Source organism: Rhodococcus koreensis (genome assembly GCF_017068375.1).
Taxonomy (GTDB): Bacteria; Actinomycetota; Actinomycetes; order Mycobacteriales; family Mycobacteriaceae; genus Rhodococcus_F; species Rhodococcus_F koreensis.
In genome coordinates this window covers 3,593,249-3,607,770 of sequence record NZ_CP070609.1, presented here as the reverse complement: position 1 = coordinate 3,607,770, position 14,522 = coordinate 3,593,249, and the positions used below count along the sequence as shown (strand labels likewise).

General features: G+C 67.9%; 13 protein-coding genes. 10 read left to right on the top strand and 3 right to left on the bottom strand.

Annotated features, from left to right (window positions below; all coding sequences use genetic code 11):
- Positions 1–87: 87 nt before the first annotated feature.
- Both JWS14_RS16640 and glsA read right to left on the bottom strand, forming a co-directional pair.
- On the bottom strand, positions 88–1,731 hold the full coding sequence (locus JWS14_RS16640) for an MFS transporter (RefSeq protein ID WP_206013831.1): 1,644 nt from the start codon (positions 1,729–1,731) through the stop codon (positions 88–90).
- Positions 1,728–2,741, bottom strand: coding sequence for a glutaminase A (gene glsA / locus JWS14_RS16635; protein WP_072944331.1), 1,014 nt, complete (start codon positions 2,739–2,741; stop codon positions 1,728–1,730). Before glsA ends, JWS14_RS16640 begins: the two co-directional genes overlap by 4 nt.
- Before the next feature lie 233 nt (positions 2,742–2,974).
- Between glsA and kdgD the strand changes: the two genes are divergently transcribed.
- The 5 genes from kdgD (at position 2,975) to JWS14_RS16610 (ending at position 8,584) form a co-directional block, all read left to right on the top strand.
- Entirely contained in the window at positions 2,975–3,889 is a 915-nt protein-coding gene (gene kdgD / locus JWS14_RS16630; protein WP_072944333.1) for a 5-dehydro-4-deoxyglucarate dehydratase, read from the top strand.
- A gap of 85 nt (positions 3,890–3,974) precedes the next feature.
- Positions 3,975–6,197, top strand: coding sequence for a thiamine pyrophosphate-dependent enzyme (locus JWS14_RS16625; RefSeq protein ID WP_206013830.1), 2,223 nt, complete (start codon positions 3,975–3,977; stop codon positions 6,195–6,197).
- A gap of 127 nt (positions 6,198–6,324) precedes the next feature.
- Positions 6,325–6,858 carry a gluconokinase gene (locus JWS14_RS16620; RefSeq protein WP_206013829.1) on the top strand — a complete coding sequence of 178 codons (534 nt, stop codon included), beginning with the start codon at positions 6,325–6,327 and terminating at the stop codon, positions 6,856–6,858.
- Entirely contained in the window at positions 6,855–7,628 is a 774-nt protein-coding gene (locus JWS14_RS16615; protein WP_206013828.1) for an SDR family oxidoreductase, read from the top strand. The genes JWS14_RS16620 and JWS14_RS16615 overlap by 4 nt, the downstream gene beginning before the upstream one ends.
- 29 nt (positions 7,629–7,657) lie before the next feature.
- Entirely contained in the window at positions 7,658–8,584 is a 927-nt protein-coding gene (locus JWS14_RS16610; protein ID WP_206013827.1) for a D-isomer specific 2-hydroxyacid dehydrogenase family protein, read from the top strand.
- Here JWS14_RS16610 and nac read toward each other — a convergent pair.
- Positions 8,578–9,495 (bottom strand): nitrogen assimilation transcriptional regulator NAC, encoded by a 918-nt coding sequence (gene nac, locus JWS14_RS16605; RefSeq protein ID WP_206013826.1) that lies wholly within the window; start codon positions 9,493–9,495, stop codon positions 8,578–8,580. The two genes, JWS14_RS16610 and nac, sit on opposite strands and share 7 nt — an antisense overlap.
- 282 nt (positions 9,496–9,777) lie before the next feature.
- Here nac and JWS14_RS16600 point away from each other — a divergent pair, with 282 nt between their 5' ends.
- From JWS14_RS16600 to JWS14_RS16580, 5 genes are all read left to right on the top strand, one after another.
- A complete protein-coding gene (locus JWS14_RS16600; RefSeq protein WP_206013825.1) occupies positions 9,778–10,584 on the top strand; it encodes a LamB/YcsF family protein in 807 nt (268 codons plus the stop codon).
- Positions 10,572–11,294, top strand: a complete 723-nt coding sequence (locus JWS14_RS16595; RefSeq protein WP_206013824.1) for a 5-oxoprolinase subunit B family protein — start codon at positions 10,572–10,574, stop codon at positions 11,292–11,294. Before JWS14_RS16600 ends, JWS14_RS16595 begins: the two co-directional genes overlap by 13 nt.
- Positions 11,287–12,330 (top strand): 5-oxoprolinase subunit C family protein, encoded by a 1,044-nt coding sequence (locus JWS14_RS16590; RefSeq protein WP_072944348.1) that lies wholly within the window; start codon positions 11,287–11,289, stop codon positions 12,328–12,330. The genes JWS14_RS16595 and JWS14_RS16590 overlap by 8 nt, the downstream gene beginning before the upstream one ends.
- Positions 12,327–13,676, top strand: a complete 1,350-nt coding sequence (locus JWS14_RS16585; protein WP_095861734.1) for an MFS transporter — start codon at positions 12,327–12,329, stop codon at positions 13,674–13,676. Before JWS14_RS16590 ends, JWS14_RS16585 begins: the two co-directional genes overlap by 4 nt.
- An 89-nt stretch (positions 13,677–13,765) precedes the next feature.
- Positions 13,766–14,521, top strand: a complete 756-nt coding sequence (locus tag JWS14_RS16580; protein WP_206013823.1) for an SDR family oxidoreductase — start codon at positions 13,766–13,768, stop codon at positions 14,519–14,521.
- Position 14,522 lies beyond the last annotated feature (1 nt).

The following is a 14,522-nucleotide window of genomic DNA, read 5'->3' as shown; positions in this document are numbered from 1 at the left end:
CGCTCGGACGTCTGTCCGCCGACGGGGCCTTCTCCGGGGTGAATGCGTTGTCCTCCGATCGGGGGACAACCCCGTTGCCGGGTGGGTCTAGTCCTCGTGGGGGGAGGGGTCGGGGATCTCGTCCTTGCGGTAGTTCGGGAGCCGGCTCGCGGGCACCATGGCGATCGCGCTGAGCCCTGCCAGGGTGAGCAACCCGATCTTGAGGGCGTCGAGGCGGGCGTCGATATTGATCTGCACGGCGGCGTCGACCTGCACGTCGGAGGCGGTGGTGGCGTCGAGAATCTCCTCGAGGCGGTCGTTGCTGATGAAGTTGATGTTGTCGAGGTCGACCTGTGCAACGAGGTCTTCGGGTAGGTCGACGTGGCCGGCCACTGCCTGCCCGACGCCGATCGACAGCAGCGTCACCAGGAGCGCGCCGGCGAAGGCCGTGCCGACGGCGGATGCGAGGTTCTGGGTGGTGCCGCGTACCGACCCGACGTCGCCCGCCAGTTCCTTCGGGGCAGCCGTGACCAGCACGTTGAAGACGAGGGTGACGAGGGCGCCCTGTCCGATGCCGAAGACGATGAGCCCGAGGATGGTCGGGACGGTCTCCCAGTTGTTGGTCACCACGAACGAGAGCCAGATCAAGGCACCGGTGGTCAGTGCGAAGGAGAAGCGTGCGATGACGCGGGGGCTGAACCGGCCGTAGAAGCGGACGACGAGCATGGCGGTGACGAACACGGTGATGTTGAACGGCATCATCGCGAGCGAGGTGTCGAACGGGGTGCGGCCCTGGACGATTTGAATGTAGAGGGGCACGGTGAAGTTCAGGGCCGCTTCGAGTGCGACGACCACGAACATCGCATACACGGCCGCGCGCTCGGTGGGCGCCGACACCACCTCGAGACTGATCAGGGGCACTCGGCCACTGTCGGCGCGCCGTCTGGTCCAGACGAAAAACGCCTGCCCGAGGATGATTCCCAGCACGATCAGCACCGGGGCGCCGGAGACGCCGAGCACGCTGAAGGGCGCGTTGGGGGATGCCGTCAGCAGACCCCACGAGTTCAGATTGTTGAAACCCAGCGTCAGCGACACGACGGCGATACCGATGATGAACGCGCCGACGATATCGATGCTGATGGTGTCGTTGCCGCGATCGGAGCGAAGCGTGAAGCTCAGCAGGAACACCGCGACGGCGACGACGATGAGGATGGCGAAGACGGGCCGCCAGCCGACGAGAGTTCCCAGTGCGCCACCGATCAGGAACGCGGACAGTCCGGAGAACGCACGTGCCGATCCGAGTGATCCGATCGCGGTGGCCTGCTGGGTGTCACGATAGTTCTCGGCGATGAGGGCGACGAGGGCGGGCACGATGATCGCCGCCGAGGCCCCTGCGAGCGCTTGCGCGGCGATCACCCAGCCGATACTCGGTGCGAGAACCATCATCAGTTCCGCGACAGCGAACACGGCGACCATGATGCGGAAGATCAGCACCCAGCCGACTCGCTGTCCCAGCTTCGCACCCACCATCACCAGCGCCGCGACCACCAGGCCGTAGGTGACGATCGCGGTGCTCACCGTCGTCGGGGGCACGCCGAAATCCTCGACCATGCCACCCAGCGAGACCGGCAGTGCCGCGACGTTGAACGACATGAGCACCTGCGCCAGGGCGAGTCCGATCATCGGACGCCACGACGCCTTCACCTGCTCGCCGGGATCACGCGGGCGGGACGTATCGGCGGGGATCGTCATGCTGACCTGCTTTCACGCGGAGGGTGGGGCCCGGACGCGAAGACGTTCAATCCGAGAGTCCGGGACAGGTAGGCGGTTGCCCGCTGCCCCCGAACGCTGTTGCCCGCGGAATCGAGCCGCGGGGAGAAGGTGGCCAGTCCGGCCTTGCCCGGGGCGATCGTGACGATGCCGCCGGACACGCCGCTCTTGCCGGGCACGCCGATCTCGAACAGCCATTCCCCGGAACGTTCGTAGAACCCGGTGGCGGCCAGCACCGACAGCGTGTCGCGGCAGATCGACTCGTCGACGACGCGTTCTCCCGTCACCGGGTTGACGCCGCCGTCGGCGAGAGTCGCGCCCATGATTGCGAGATCCCGGGTGTTCACCCGGAGTGAGCATTGTTTGGTGTAGACGTCGACGGCGTCCAACGGGTCGACGTCCAGGCGGCCGTAGCTCTCCAGAAGCTGGGCGATCCCGCGGTTGCGCAGGTTCGTCGCCGCCTCCGATTCGTACACGGTGACGTCGAGCGTCAACCGGCGCCCGGCGAAGCGGGAGAGACCGTCCTGGACGAACTCCCACTTCGCGGTGGGAGTGACCCCGGGAACGAGTGCGGTCGTGGCGATGGCGCCCGCGTTGACCATGGGATTCATCGGATGGCCGTCGTTGAGTTCGAGGGCCACGACGGAATTGAACGCCAGGCCGGTGTTGTTCACCCCGATCCGTACGCCCACCACCTCGTGGCCGATCTCCTGGCAGACGAGCGCGTACGTGAAGGCCTTGGAAATGGACTGGATCGAGAACTCGTGCACCGCGTCGCCGACGGCGTGCACACCCCCGTCGACCTCGGCGACGCAGATCCCGAACAGGTCGGGGTCGACTGCCGCGAGAATCGGGATGTAATCCGCCACGACACCGTCGGTGGCGGCGGCAGATCGCTCGTACGCGCCGTGCAGAAGCGACTCCACGTCGTCCCAGCCGGGCAGAGCTCCGGTCGAGACCCGTTCCGGCACCCCGGTCACGTCCAACTCCATCGAACCCCACCTCCGTCCTGACATTCTCACGCCGGAACACGTTCTTGTCCGGATAAGGACGGACACTGGTGGGCTTTCGACGATCACGCCACCGCTGCAGCATCCGCGCCATCGATACCGTTCAGGTATCGAAAGATCCCAAACAAGTGTTGGACTTGAATCGAAAGCGCTCCTAGCCTTGTGAACACAGCGCACCGACAGTGACGCGATTGCGAACGAGGAGAACGAAACCCATGACCACAGCGTCGCCCCAAGAGATTGCCCACAAGCTCGGCTCCGGTCTGTTGTCGTTCCCGGTCACCCATTTCACGGAGGACCACTCGTTCGACGAGGCCGCGTACCGCGAGAACATCGGCTGGCTCGGGCAGTTCGACGCCTCCGGGTTGTTCGCCGCCGGTGGCACGGGCGAGTTCTTCTCGCTCACCCCACCCGAGGTGGAGCAGGTGGTCCGGGCCGCCGTGCAGGAGGCGCCGGACGGACTTCCGGTCATCGCCCCCGCCGGTTACGGCACCGCGACCGCCGTACAGATGGCCCGCTCGGCCGAGAGCGCCGGCGCGCACGGCATCCTGCTGCTTCCCCCGTACCTCACGGAGGCGAGCCAGGACGGCCTCGTGGCGCACGTCAAGGGGGTATGTGCCGCAACCACTCTCGGTGTGACGATCTACAGTCGCGCCAACGCCGTGTACACCGAGTCGGCCGTGGCGGAACTCGCGGACAGCTGCCCGAACCTGGTCGGTTTCAAGGACGGTGTCGGCAACATCGAGCAGATGACGCGCATCTACGCGAGCCTCGGTGACCGCCTCACCTACGTCGGCGGATTGCCCACCGCCGAGATGTTCGCCCTGCCGTATCTCGCCCTGGGCGTCACCACGTATTCCTCGGCGATCTACAACTTCGTCCCGCAGTTCGCACTCGACTTCTACAACGCCCTCCGCAGCGGAGACAACGCGTTCGTCGTCAACGCCCTCAACGAGTTCGTGATCCCGTACTGCAACCTGCGCAACAAGAAGCAGGGATATGCCGTCAGCATCATCAAGGCCGGCATGAAGGTCATCGGCCGGCCCGCAGGCCCCGTGCGTGCACCGTTGACCGACCTCGACGCCGTCGAACTGGCCGAACTCGCCGACCTGATCAAGAAGGTGAGCTGAACACGACGGTCACCTGCGGCATGGAGCGCGACACTCCGGTCCGGTGACCCTTGCCCGCCGCTCGGCGTCACAGGATGATCGGGGGATGGCCGAACAGATCGACGATTACTTCATCTCTGTCGTGTCGGGGCTTGTCCGCGGGAAAAGCAGCACCGGGGTCCGCCCGGAGGATCCGATCCGGCCCCCGTCCCCGTTGTCGGTGCAGGGCACTCTGGACCTTTTCGACGCCCAGCTCGGCAGCAGGCATCTCGATCTGGCGGCCCGGTGGTTGCGGTCGCAGGGTAAGGGTTTCTACACGATCGGTTCCTCCGGGCACGAGGGCAATGCCGCCGTCGCAGCAGCGCTGCGTCCGACCGATCCCGCTCTGCTGCACTATCGTTCCGGTGGATTCTTCCTCGCGCGGGCGCAGCAGGTGGACGGCAGTGATCCGCTCCGCGACGTCCTCCTCGGTGTCGTGGCCGCGACGGAGGAGCCGATCTCGGGTGGACGGCACAAGGTGTTCGGCCGCCACGATCTCGGCATCATTCCCCAGACCTCCACCGTCGCTTCGCATCTGCCGCGGGCAGTTGGTGTCGCCTTCTCGATCGCCCGGGCACACAAGCTCCACCTGTCCTCGCCGTGGCCCGCCGACGCGGTGGCCGTGTGCAGTTTCGGGGATGCGTCGGCGAACCACTCCACCGCCGTCGGCGCGATCAACACCGCCGTCCACTCGGCCTACCAGGGGTTGCCGCTCCCGTTGCTGTTCGTCTGCGAGGACAACGGGATCGGGATCAGCACCAAGACACCGACGGGATGGATCGCCGCGAATTTCGGTGAGCGGGCGGGTCTGGAGTACTTCGAGGCGGACGGTTCCGACCTGCCGGCGGCGTACGCCACCGCGAAGAGGGCCGCCGACTGGGTGCGCGGGCACCGCAAGCCGGCGTTCCTGCATCTGCGGACCGTCCGGTTGATGGGTCACGCCGGATCCGATCTCGAGTCCGCGTACCGGACGTCCGCCGAGATCACCGCAGACTTCGACCGGGATCCGGTGCTGTGCACCGCAAGACTTCTGATCGAAGGCGGACACCTCGGCCCCACCGAGATCCTCGCGCGCTACGAGGACACACGCGCGGAGGTTCTCGGTCTCGCCCGGGATGTCGCCGAGCTATCTCAACTGGACAGTCCCGCGGCGGTGATGAGGCCCCTCATCGACACCGCCGAGCAGGCGACCGCGGCGGTGCCGGAGCGCGTCGACCCGGCCGAGCGCGCGGAGTTTGTCGGATCGCCGCTGCCGGAGGAGGAAGGCAGGCTGACCCTCGCCCTGTCGATCAACCGTGCCCTGCTCGACGTGCTCGCCCGCTGCCCCGAGGCGCTGGTGTTCGGTGAGGACGTGGCCCGAAAGGGCGGGGTGTACGGGGTGACCCGGGGTCTGATGAAGAAGGCCGGGTCGGCGCGCGTATTCGACACCCTGCTCGACGAGCAGGCGATCCTGGGTCTTGCGCTGGGTGCGGGGGTGTCCGGGTTGTTGCCGATCCCGGAGATCCAGTATCTGGCGTATCTGCACAATGCGGCCGACCAGATCCGCGGGGAGGGTGCGACGTTGCAGTTCTTCTCCGACCGGCAATACCGCAATCCGATGGTGGTGCGGATCGCCGGATACGGGTATCAGAAGGGCTTCGGCGGGCACTTCCACAACGACAACGCCGTCGCCGCACTGCGCGACATCCCCGGCGTGGTGGTGGCGTCGCCGTCCCGCCCCGAAGACGCCGCGGCCATGATGCACACCTGTGTGGCGGCGGCGCGCACCGCCGGCGCGGTGTGCGTGTTCCTGGAACCGATTGCGCTGTACCACATCCGGGATCTGTACGACGACGGCGACGGGCTGTGGCTGGCACCGTACCCGGACCCCGCGACGCAGGCCGAGAACCACGTCCCGATCGGCTCGGCCCGCACCTACGGTGACGGCACCGACCTGACGATCGTCACCTACGGCAACGGTCTGCGGATGAGCCTGCGAGTCGCGCGAAAGCTCGAGCGTGCGCACATCGCCGCCCGGGTGGTGGACCTGCGCTGGCTCGCACCGCTGCCGGTGCAGGACGTCGTCCGGGAGGCGCACGCCACCGGCCGGGTGCTCGTGGTCGACGAGACCCGCAAGTCGGGGGGTGTGTCCGAGGGCGTGGTCGCAGCACTGGTCGACGAGGGCTTCACCGGGCCGCTCGCGCGGGTGACGAGCGAGAACAGCTTCATCCCACTCGGCGACGCCGCGCTCGAGGTGCTGCTGTCCGAGGACACCGTCGAGGCCGCGGCGATCACACTCGTGAGCCGCTAGCACCGGCATCCCTCGCGCTTCGGTATGACGGCAACGTCAACCGGTATCCCCTCCGCCATTGCCAAGCCGTCGTGCGGTCGGGCATGTTCGAACTGCATCTCTCCACACCGGCGGACAGGAACATTTCATGAGTGGCGATCAGCTACCCCACATCGTGGTGATGGGGGTGACCGGCTGCGGGAAGACGACAGTCGCGCAGCAACTTTCCGCACTGACCGGCCACCGGTTCCTCGATGCCGACGATCTGCACCCGCAGTCGAACGTCGCGAAGATGGCCGCCGGCATCCCGCTGACCGACGACGACCGGGCCCCGTGGCTGGGAGTCGTCCGGGACCGGCTGCAGGAGCTGTCCGGGCAGGGGCGCCGCGGTGTGGTGGCGTGCTCGGCGCTGCGGCGCAGCTATCGGACGATCCTCGGCGACGTCTCCGACCCGGTGCTGTTCGTGCACCTCACGGGAGACCAGCAGGTGATCCGCGGGCGGATGCAGGCACGGAGCGGGCACTTCATGCCGCCTGCACTGCTCGATTCCCAGTTCGCGCTCCTCGAACCGCTCGACTCCGACGAATTCGGTGTCGCCCTGGACGTCGCACCGGCGCCGGACCTGATCGCCCGGGCCGCCGTCGAATACCTGCACGAAGAACGAAAGGTCGCCACACAGTGAGTTCGCATCGGAGCTTCGACGTCGAGGGCAAGATCGCGCTCGTCACGGGGTCGAGCCGGGGAATCGGTTTCGCACTGGCCAACGGGCTCGCCGAGGCGGGCGCGGAGGTCGTGCTCAACGGACGCGACGCGGCAGCCCTCGCGCGCAGTCGCGACGAGATCGTGAACGCCACCGGCGCGACGGTCCACACCTGCGCCTTCGACGTGACCGCTCCCGAGGAGGTCGCCGCCGCCGCGAAGCGGGTCGAGAACGAGATCGGCCCCGTCGAGATCGTCGTCAACAACACCGGCGTCCAGCACCGCAGCCCCCTGCTCGAGTTCGGCGACGACGACTTCCGGCGTGTTCTCGACACCAATCTCAGCAGCGCCTTCTTCGTCGGCCGCGAGTTCGCGCGGGCGATGGTCGAACGCGGGCACGGCAAGATCGTCAACATCTGCTCCGTGCAGAGCGAACTCGGCCGGGCGGGCATCGCCCCGTACGCCGCCAGCAAGGGTGGGCTGAAGATGCTCACCCGCGGAATGTGCGCCGACTGGGCACCATTGGGACTGCAGGCCAACGCCATCGCACCCGGCTACTTCGACACCCAGCTCACCGAGGCGCTCGTGAACGACGCCGAGTTCAGTGCGTGGCTCACGAAACGCACGCCCGCCGGACGGTGGGGACGCACGGACGAACTCGTGGGTGCGCTGCTCTTCCTCTCCTCGCCGGCGTCGGACTTCGTGAACGGCCAGATCCTGTATGTCGACGGCGGACTGACCGCCGTAGTCTGATCCCCACCCGACCGACTCGAAAGACGAAGATGCCGAACACTGCAACGCCCCGCATCCACCTCGGACCGAACCCCGACGCAGCCCTGATACGCGGGATCGAGAGGGGCGGCGGCGTACTCGCCCCGCTCGACGACGCCGAGGCCGTCGTCTGGGCGCAGGGCCCCGACACGTTTCCGGCGGAACTGCCGGATTCCGTGCGCTGGGTGCAGCTGCCCTCGGCGGGGGTGGAGCCCTGGATCTCCGCGGGAATCGTCGACACCGACCGGGCCTGGACGTCCGCGGCCGGCGCCTACGCCGGCAACGTCGCGGAACACGGTGTCCTGCTGCTCCTGGCCGGGGTTCGGGCCCTCACCGAGCAGGTGCGCGCGACGTCGTGGCGCAAGGCCGAGTTCGACCCGCAGGTGGGCACGCTGCGCGGGGCGACGGTCGCCATCGTCGGCTGCGGCGGCATCGGTCGCGCGATGATCCCGCTGCTCGCCGCGTTCGGCGCCGACGTGCTGGCGGTCACTCGCTCGGGCACCCCGGTCCCGGGTGCGTCCGAGACGCTGCCGGCCGACCGGACCTCGGAAATCTGGTCCAGAGCAGACCATTTCGTCATCGCCGCACCGGCGACGTCGGCCACCGCCCACCTCGTCGACGAGACCGCGCTCGCACAGATGAAATCGACGGCGTGGATCGTCAACGTGGCGCGCGGTTCCCTCCTCGACACCGAGGGTCTGGTCCGCGCGCTGCGCGCCGGGTCGATCGGCGGCGCCGCACTCGACGTCACCGACCCCGAACCGCTGCCCGACGGGCATCCGCTCTGGACCCTGCCGAATGCGATCATCACCCCACACGTCGCGAATCCCGCGACCGGACTGACCGGGTTGCTCGCCGATCACGTCGCGACCAACGTCGAACGCTTCGCCGCGGGCGCGCCCCTGCTGGCGCCGATCGATCCGGCCCGGGGTTACTGAGGGCCGCGTTCGGCTTCCGAACTGGTCCTGATGTAGTTGGACACGACACTGCGCAGCACCTCGCGCACCGCCTCCGCCGGTCCGGACAGCGGCTGATTGGCGGGTGTCCCGAGGGAGACCTGGACTTCGATCGACGGTTCGATGCGGCGGAGTTCCAGGTTCTCCACGTTCATGATCCGGCGTGCCACCGAGAACGGTAATACCGTCGCGCCCAGTCCGTTTCGGACGGCCTGCGCCATCAGCGTCACCGATTCCACCTCGCCGACCACCCGTGCGTGCTCGAAGGCGTGCTCGTACGCCTGCTCCACCACCTTGCGGATCGTGTGCATCGGGCCCGGCAGCAGCAGTGGCAGATCGACGAGATCCTTGATGGCGACGGCCGTCCCGGTGTCGCCGGGCAGTCCGGTGCCCGCCGGGGCGACGACCATCAGTTCCTCGGTGAGTAGACGCTCGAAGTTGACGCCCTTGATCGGCCCGGCGTCGTACAGCAGGGCCATGTCCATCCGGCCCGTCATCATGGCCTCGCTGAGCACACCGCCGAAATTCTCGTTGACGTGCAGAAGGATGCTGGGGTACCGCGACCGCACCGCGGTGAGCAGCGGCAACGCGATGGAGCTGACGGTGCTGTACGGCGCGAGTCCGACGGAGACACCGCCCGCCAGTTCCCGGCCGACGACGCTCACCTCGGCCTGAGCGCTCTCCACCTGCCGCAGGATCACCTGTGCGTGCCGGTACAGCGCGCGCCCCGCGTCGGTGGGTTCCACTCCCTGCTTGCTGCGGATCAGCAGTTGCTGACCGAAGTGCGTCTCCAACGCCGTCATCTGCTGGCTGAGCGCCGGCTGCGCGATGTGCAGTATGTCCGCCGCCCGCGTGATGGATCCGGCGTCGACGATGCGGACGAATGAGAACAAGCGTCGGGTATCCACGAGCGATCTGCCTTTCTGACGATGCGGCGACGCAAGCACGCCGCGGTTTCGAGAAGGTTGCCGGGCGGAAACACCGCTGTAGCCAAGTGCGGGGCCCGATTCTTCCGTCTTTGCATCGTCGCTGTTCAAACACCATAGACGTTCGTTATCGCCTCACGTAAAACAGGTATTAACCGCCTGAACCGGAACCTGCGTAGCGTCCGTTTACATCGAAAGTTCACTGGAACGGCACCCGCGGTTCCACTGCAGGCCCCCCTTGGAGGCACCGTGACTGTCAAGATCGATCTCGTCGCCGACCTCGGCGAGAGCTTCGGCGCTTGGACGATGGGCGACGACGACGCACTGCTCGACGTGCTGACGTCCGCCAACGTCGCGTGCGGCTTTCACGCCGGCGACCCCAGGACCATGGATGCGACGGTCCGAGGGTGCGTCGCCCGCGGAATCGGCATCGGCGCACACCCCAGCTTCCCCGATCTCGCAGGGTTCGGCCGGCGCGCGATGGACCTCACCGCCGACGAGGTCCGCACGGACGTTCTGTACCAACTCGGCGCACTGCACGCCTTCGCGACGGCCCACGGCACATCGCTCTCGCACATCGCACCGCACGGTCGGTTGGGAAATCTCGTCGCGACCCGCGCCGACTACGCGGGCGCCGTCGTCGATGCGGTGGAGGCGTTCGACCCGCGGCTCATCGTGCTCGCCCAGGACGGGGAACTCGCCGACCACGCCCGTGCGCGGGGGCTCCGGGTGGCCATCGTCGCCATCGTCGACCGTGCATACCGGGCGGACGGCACCCTGGTACCGCGGTCCGAGGCCGGCGCCGTGATTCACGACCGGGACGCTCTGGTGTCGCGCACGGTGCAGATGGTGACCGAAGGGGCCGTCGACGCCGTCGACGGCACGCGCATCCCGATCGAGGCAGACACGGTGCTGCTGCACGGCGACGGCGCCGACGCGGTAGGCAACGCGCGGGCGATCCGGGAGGCACTGCTGCACGCGGGCGTCGTCATCGCCCCCGTCACCGAGGTCCTCGAGGCCAGGGCCGAGAAGGAGTCCGCGTCGTGTCCGGCGTGACGTGCACCCGGCCGCACCGCGACTTCGTCCTCGCGGACTGCGGGGACTCCGCGGTCCGCCTGACGTCGCTGTCCCCCGATGCGGAGGAGCGCTGGCAGGCCGTCCACACGGTCGCCGCCGCGCTCGACGCCCGCGACGACGACGTCGCGGTCACCGGCATCATCCCCACCTACGACTCACTGCTGGTCGAATTCGACTGTGCTGCAACGACGCATGACGCCATCCACGCGCTGGTCGAACGGCTGATCGAGCTTCCGGCGCAACCCGCGACGCGCGGTTCGCGACAATTCGAGATCCCGGTCGTCTACGGAGCCGAATTCGGACCCGACCTCGACGACGTGGCGGCACACCTCGCACTCTCCCCGGCCGAGGTGATCCGCCTGCACAGCGCCCGCCCGCTGACCATGCGCTGCTTCGGGTCCCCGGGCGGCGCCCCCATGCTCGACGGCCCCGCGTTCCCGCAGCCCGTTCCCCGTCGCACCATTCCGCGGCCGCACGTTCCGGCAGGCGCGGTGGCGGTCGCGGGCAGGCAGGCCGTCATCTCGGCGCGACCGGCGCCCGGCGGCTGGCCGGTGATCGGCCGCACGCCCCTGACCATCGTCGATCCGTCGACGGAACCGCTGTCCGACTTCCGGCCCGGCGACACGTTCCGCTTCGTGCCGATCACCGCGGCCGAGTGGCCGCTGTACGAGGGGGTCCGGCATGGCTGAGACGATCACCGTCACGACACCCGGGCTCACCTCGATCCAGGATCTCGGACGTCTCCGGGGCTCCCGGTTCGGGCAGATGACCGGGGGAGCCTCCGACCAGTACAGCGCCGACGTGGCGAACGCCCTGGTCGGAAGTCACCGCACCGCGCCGCTGCTCGAAATGGTGGCGATGGACTTCGGCGCCGTCGCAAGCGTCGACCTGCTCGTCGCGGTGACCGGCGCACCGGCGGAGGTCCAGGTCGGGGGTGTCACCCGCCCCCAGTGGGAGCCGTTCGTCTGGACCGCGGGCGAAGAACTCACCGTCCGCGGAATCCACGACGGGCTCCGCGTATACCTCGCCGTGCACGGCGCGATCGCCGCGCCGTCCCTGCTCGGCAGCTGCGCCCCCGACTCGGTTCTCGGTTTCGGCCGGCAACTGACGGTCGGCGAGTCCGTCGCCATCGACGTCGACGGACCGCCGATCGACCACCCCTACTTCCGGGTCCCGCTGTTCCGGCTCGGCGCCGAGCCCGCGACCTTCACCGGCCGCTGGACCATCGACGTCACCGACGGTCCCGACGTGCACGAGTTCGGCGCGTCCGCCGCCCGCTTGTTCGACACCCCCTTCGTCATCGGTGCCGACACGAACCACATCGGTCTCCGCCTGACGCCGACCGATCCGGGGAGCGACGTTCCCCGGCGGGACCGGTCGACGGAAGTGCTCTCCCGCGGGGTACCGATCGGCGCCGTCGAGGTTCCCGCAGGCAACGAGATCCTCGTCCTGCACCGGGGCCGGGGAGTGACGGCCGGATATCCGGTGCTCGCGGTGGTGACCGCCACCGCACTGTCACAGCTCGGCCAGGCGCGCCCCGGCCAGGAGGTGCGGTTCCGAAAGGTGAGCGTCCCCGAAGCCGTGGACGGTTACCGGAGCCAACGACGCTCGATCGCGCTGCTGCGGTCCCGCGTGGCGAGCGCATTCGCCAGTCTTCGGATCCCCACTCACCCAGAAACGACATCCGCCCAGCACCACTCTGTAGCCCAGATGGAGTCAGCATGACCAACGCGATCTCACCCGACACGGCCGGGCACACGCCCGAACACGAGGTGCAACCCCGCCAGCTACGCAAGGTCGTTCTCGCAGGGTGCGTGGGCATCTTCGTCGAGCTCTACGACAACGGCATCTTCGCCTTCATGGCGACCGCCCTGGCCATCGTCTTCTTCGACGTCTCCAAGTCGAGCGACGCGCTGATGCTCGTCTTCGCCGGTTACGCGATCTCGTTCTTCGTGCGACCGCTCGGCGCGGTCGTCTGCGGCATCCTGGGCGACAGGATCGGCAGGCAGAAGATGCTCGTCTTCGTGATCATGCTGATCAGCGTTGCCACCGCGGGCATCGGTGTTCTCCCGACATACGCCGCGATCGGCGTCGCCGCTCCCGCGCTGTTGATTCTCCTGCGCATCCTGCAGGGATTCTCCGTGGGCGGTGAGGCGGCGGGCGCCATGACCTTCCTCGCCGAGCACGCACCGGAGGGCAAGCGCGGACTCATCACCAGCTACGCACAGATCGCGTCGTTCCTGGCCCTGCTCACCGGCACGCTGGTCGCGTTCGCGATGTCGCCCTGGCTCAACGAGGCCGCGATCGAGGGCGGCGGACCGGCGAGCTGGGCGTGGCGCGTCCCGTTCCTCGTCGCGATCCCGATGGGCATCATCGGCTGGTACATCCGGCGGGCGATCAGTGACACCCCGAACTTCGAGAAGCTCAAGGCCGAAGGCGGACTGTCCCGCAACCCGCTGAAGGAAGCGTTCGCGACTCCCGAACACCGCAAGGCGATGCTGCTCGCGCTGTTCATCCCGTTGATGAACGGCTCCGGCTACTACGTGCTCTTCTCCTACATGCCGACGTTCCTCAAGGGCGAGAACATCGGCTTCTCCACCGGCACGGCACTGCTCGTGACCGCGGCGAGCCTGGTGGCGATCTGCTTCGCCATTCCCTTCATGGGCGCACTCTCGGACCGCGTCGGCCGCAAGAGGGTCATCGCCGGTGCGGCGATCGCCATGGCCGTCGGCGCCGTCCCCTGTTACGCCCTGATCGCGACCGGCAACTTCGCGCTCGCGGTGCTCGGAGCCTGCATCATGGCCGTGATCTTCGCCGGCCACACCGCCGTCATCCACATCCTCATCGTCGAACTCTTCCCCACCCGGGTGCGGTACTCGGCGTACGGGCTGGGCTACAACATCTCCTCGGCAGTGTTCGGCGGCACCGCGCCCCTGCTGATGACCTGGCTGATTCCGCAGTTCGGGATCTACGTCCCCGCGGTCTACGCCGTCGTCACCGCACTGGGAACCCTCATCGCCGTCAGCACCGTCACCGACCGGGCGCACGTGCCGCTCCGTGACACGCTCTGACGGATCCAGACTCGGCCCGGTGGTCTCCTGACCACTCGAAGACCACCGGGCTGCACCAACTTTCACCACCAGCAAGGCAAGGGAGCGTCATGCCATTCAACGACTACCGGACCGCACTCGTCACCGGCGCCAACACCGGAATGGGCGCCGCGGTCACCGAGATCCTCACCAAGCGGGGTCTCACCGTCTACGGCGTCGCCCGCAACAAGGAACGGCTCGACGAGGTCGCGGAGAAGACGGGCATGATCCCGCTCGCCGTCGACATCACCGAAATCGACGCCCTCAGCGCCGCCGTCGAGGGCCTCGAGATCGACGTGCTGATCAACAACGCGGGAGTCTCGGCCACCGGCAACATCCTGGACGCGTCCGCCGACTCGGTCGACGCCATGGTCGACGTCAACCTCCGTGCGGTGCTGCACCTGTGCCGGCTGCTCATGCCGGGGATGGTCGAGCGGGACCTCGGCCACATCGTGAACATCAGTTCCATCGCCGGCCTGTACAACTTCTACGGTCACACCGCCTACCACGCCACGAAGGCCGCGGTGCACCAGATCTCGCGGCAACTGCGCAACGACACCATCGGCAAGCGCATCCGCGTGACCGAGATCTGCCCGGGCCGGGTCGAGACCGAGATCTTCGGACGCAACCTGGGCGGCTCCCCGGAGGCGATGAAGGAGGCGTGGGAGACGTATTACGAAGGCTTCGAATCCATCACGACGAAGGACATCGCCGACACGATCGAGTTCGCGATCGACGCCCCGCGCCACGTCAACCTCGGCCTGATCGAGATCATGCCCACCTTCCAGGTACCGGGTGGTCTCGACTTCGTCCGGCGCAACGACTGAG

What these genes read in the sequence shown, in the direction of transcription:
- JWS14_RS16585 (WP_095861734.1), top strand. Translation starts at nt 12,327, where the DNA reads ATGACCAACGCGATCTCACCCGACACGGCCGGGCACACGCCCGAACAC.
- kdgD (WP_072944333.1), top strand. Translation starts at nt 2,975, where the DNA reads ATGACCACAGCGTCGCCCCAAGAGATTGCCCACAAGCTCGGCTCCGGT.
- JWS14_RS16640 (WP_206013831.1), bottom strand. Translation starts at nt 1,731, where the DNA reads ATGACGATCCCCGCCGATACGTCCCGCCCGCGTGATCCCGGCGAGCAG.
- JWS14_RS16580 (WP_206013823.1), top strand. Translation starts at nt 13,766, where the DNA reads ATGCCATTCAACGACTACCGGACCGCACTCGTCACCGGCGCCAACACC.
- JWS14_RS16590 (WP_072944348.1), top strand. Translation starts at nt 11,287, where the DNA reads ATGGCTGAGACGATCACCGTCACGACACCCGGGCTCACCTCGATCCAG.
- glsA (WP_072944331.1), bottom strand. Translation starts at nt 2,741, where the DNA reads ATGGAGTTGGACGTGACCGGGGTGCCGGAACGGGTCTCGACCGGAGCT.
- JWS14_RS16625 (WP_206013830.1), top strand. Translation starts at nt 3,975, where the DNA reads ATGGCCGAACAGATCGACGATTACTTCATCTCTGTCGTGTCGGGGCTT.
- JWS14_RS16610 (WP_206013827.1), top strand. Translation starts at nt 7,658, where the DNA reads ATGCCGAACACTGCAACGCCCCGCATCCACCTCGGACCGAACCCCGAC.
- JWS14_RS16620 (WP_206013829.1), top strand. Translation starts at nt 6,325, where the DNA reads ATGAGTGGCGATCAGCTACCCCACATCGTGGTGATGGGGGTGACCGGC.